Source organism: Candidatus Symbiopectobacterium sp. (genome assembly GCF_020054415.1).
Taxonomy (GTDB): Bacteria; Pseudomonadota; Gammaproteobacteria; order Enterobacterales; family Enterobacteriaceae; genus Symbiopectobacterium.
The window spans coordinates 1-2,947 of the sequence record NZ_JAHWCO010000537.1; the positions used below are offsets into that span (position 1 = coordinate 1).

Consider the following 2,947-nt stretch of genomic DNA (forward strand, 5'->3'; position numbering starts at 1 on the left):
GATTTTTATCAGGTTACGTTCCGCAAGAAGTTATATGGATACCTGGAAAGCCTGCAGGTAGATCTGGACAACTGGTTGTGGCATTACAATAATGAGCGAACTCATCAGGGAAAAATGTGCTGCGGGCGTACGCCGATGGCTACTTTACTCGATGGAAAACGGATCTGGGCAGAAAAGAATCTGAACCAGATGTAACCTGACAGACACCTGTATAAATAATCGGTAACTGTCAGATCAGGTCTGAGCTAGTACAGGTGATGGATATGCAAGCATTGAAAGCGGAGCAGAAACGGCGGGCGCAGGAGATCGTGCATGTTGACAGCCTGCCCTTTGTTGAGCCTAGGTTTATTGGCGGGGCTGATGTCGGGTTCGAGCAAGAGGGCACGGTGACGCGTGCGGCGATTGCGATATTGCACTACCCTTCACTTCAACTGGTTGAGTACCAGATTGCCCGTATCCCGAAGGTAATGCACTATGCGCCGGGGTTGCTCTCTTTTCGTGAGTGTCTTGGCCTGTCGGCTGCGTGGGAACAGTTGGTGCAGAAGCCTGATTTGCTGTTTGTTGACGGTCACGGTATTTCACATCCCAGGCGGTTGGGCGTTGCCAGCCATTTTGGGTTATTGGTGGATGTCCCGACCATTGGCGTGGCTAAAAAACGGCTGCGTGGTCAGAGTGCCCCGCTTTCTGAAGCAGCCGGTAGCCAAAGCGCGCTGATGGACCATGACGAACAGATTGGCTGGGTGTGGCGTAGAAAGGCACGCTGTAATCCGCTGTTTATCTCAACCGGCCATCGAGTGAGTCTGAACAGCGCGCTGATGTAGGTAAAACGCTGCCAGCATGGCTATCGTTTACCCGAACCCACGCGTTAGGCGGACGCCGTTGTCTCACAACGGCCAGCCTTTCAACCCTTGCTGCGTGAAAATCCGCAGTGATGCAGGCGGGATGCGGTAAGTTTAAGAATTCAGGCATAGGGCAAGGCAAAATTTTCAGGTACACTGCCTGCCATTAAAAATAATTAGCGTCGACTATGTTACGTAATCCTATTCACCTGCGCTTGGAGAAGCTGGAAAGCTGGCAGCACGTGACTTTTATGGCTTGCCTTTGCGAGCGGATGTATCCGAACTATTATGAATTCTGCCGCCAGAACGAGTTTGGTGATGCGCAACTGTATCGCCGCATCCTCGATCTGGTGTGGGAAGTGCTGGTGGTGAAAGAGGCCAAGGTCAATTTCGACAGCCAGTTGGAAAAATGGGAAGACTCTATTCCCTCTGCGGATGATTACGATTTATACGGTGTCTATCCGGCCATTGACGCATGCATTGCATTGGGTGAACTGATTCATTCGCAACTGAGTGGTGCCACGCTCGAGCATGCGATTGCCATTAGCGAAACCTCCATTCGCACGGTAGCGATGCTGGAAATGACACAAGCTGGCCGTGAAATGGCGGACGAAGAACTCTACACATTGCCCGCGATCAAAGAAGAATGGGACATTCAGTGGGAGATTTTTCGGTTGCTGGCGGCATGCGAAGAGCGTGATTTGGAATTGATTAAAGGGCTGCGCGCTGACCTGCGGGAAGCGGGAAGCAGCAATATTGGCATAAATTTAGGCCAATGAGGCGATAAAACGTGATTTAAGGCCCTAAATGACAAGTTGAAGGGCTTCACATCCGCCCCCTGTCTGGTCTACATTTGGGGGGAGTAAAAAAGTGGCTGTCGGTGCGTGTATGCAGGAGAGTGCCTTTGAGCATATCCGTCGCACTCGATGCTAAGCAAGCGATAAACACACTGTAAGGATAACTTATGAATAAGACTCAACTGATTGATGTGATTGCAGACAAAGCTGACCTGTCCAAGGCTCAGGCTAAAACAGCGTTAGAAGCCACTCTGGCAGCGGTAACTGAGTCTCTGAAAGCAGGCGATGCAGTACAATTGGTGGGTTTTGGTACGTTTAAAGTGAACCATCGTAACGAGCGCACTGGCCGCAACCCGCAAACGGGTAAAGAAATCAAAATCGCTGCGGCGAATGTCCCGGCATTTGTTGCGGGCAAAGCACTGAAAGACGCTGTTAAATAAGCGAATGCCAGTGAAGGATTCAAGCAAAAGGGACGTTAGCGCCCCTTTTGCTTTTGTGGCGCAGGTTGGGCTCGGTGGTTATCGCCGGATTGATCACCGCCTGTTCCGGCCATTCACCACCGCCAACGACCTTCGCCACTGGCTATGTAGGCGATCGTGCGGTGGTGCGCGTGTGGCGCAAGGATGACAGCCAACAACACAGCACGCAGTTAGTGACGCTCTCCAATGCGTTGCAGGATGATAACCTGTGGCCCAATCTGCACGGTGTGGAAACGCGTTATCTGTTTATTCAAGACCATCTGCGTGAAATAAAGCGCAGTTATCGTGGTGCCCATCCGGAAAGCCTCCATCTTCGTTTTACTGACGATGGCACGGTGAGCTTTATGCAACGGCAACTCGACGATCAGCGTGAAAGCGTGTCTGACGATGAGATAGCGCTGTTTCAGTTTGATGCCAAGCGGGTTCTGGAACTCAGCGAGGTGTTACGCACTGGCAGTGTGAAACTGGGTCAGGGGGTGCTACAGGGCAATCGCGTACTCACCTGTGATGGGCAGAATGTCAGCCCTGATTTTGATCTGCTCTCGCTGAGATGGATAGCGGAACAGCGGCAGCATCGCCCCGATGTCACGCTGCGCGTGGCGTGGTTGGATGCCCCTGTGGGGACGCAACTGCTTGCTGGTGGCTGAGGAAGACTTGTGCCAGTGGAAGCAGTTTGCCACCGAGTAGGGTTAATTGTACTAGCTCAGACCTGATCTGACAGTTACCGATTATTTATACAGGTGTCTGTCAGATTACATCTGGTTCAGATTCTTTTCTGCCCAGATCCGTTTTCCATCGAGTAAAGTGGCCATCGGCGTACGCCCGCAGCACA

Annotated in this window: 3 protein-coding genes and 2 pseudogenes; all 5 read left to right on the forward strand. The window is 51.9% G+C overall.

The genetic code is table 11. The annotated features are described in order from the left end of the window. Positions 1-195: pseudogene (locus tag QZ506_RS15785) on the forward strand (IS481 family transposase); the annotation flags it as partial. Positions 196-257: 62 nt separating this feature from the next. After that, positions 258-869, forward strand: a pseudogene (nfi, locus tag QZ506_RS15790) (deoxyribonuclease V). 158 nt (positions 870-1,027) lie between these two features. Then, on the forward strand, positions 1,028-1,618 hold the full coding sequence (locus QZ506_RS15795) for a YjaG family protein (RefSeq protein WP_291972335.1): 591 nt from the start codon (positions 1,028-1,030) through the stop codon (positions 1,616-1,618). Positions 1,619-1,803: 185 nt separating this feature from the next. Next, positions 1,804-2,076, forward strand: coding sequence for a nucleoid-associated protein HU-alpha (gene hupA / locus QZ506_RS15800; RefSeq protein ID WP_195316323.1), 273 nt, complete (start codon positions 1,804-1,806; stop codon positions 2,074-2,076). 74 nt (positions 2,077-2,150) lie between these two features. After that, complete coding sequence (locus tag QZ506_RS15805) at positions 2,151-2,762, forward strand: DUF1481 domain-containing protein (protein ID WP_291972342.1); 612 nt, start codon at positions 2,151-2,153, stop codon at positions 2,760-2,762. Positions 2,763-2,947: the final 185 nt, after the last annotated feature.

Excerpts from the sequence above, each read along its gene's own strand:
- QZ506_RS15795 (WP_291972335.1), top strand. The coding sequence starts at position 1,028 with ATGTTACGTAATCCTATTCACCTGCGCTTGGAGAAGCTGGAAAGCTGG.
- hupA (WP_195316323.1), top strand. The coding sequence starts at position 1,804 with ATGAATAAGACTCAACTGATTGATGTGATTGCAGACAAAGCTGACCTG.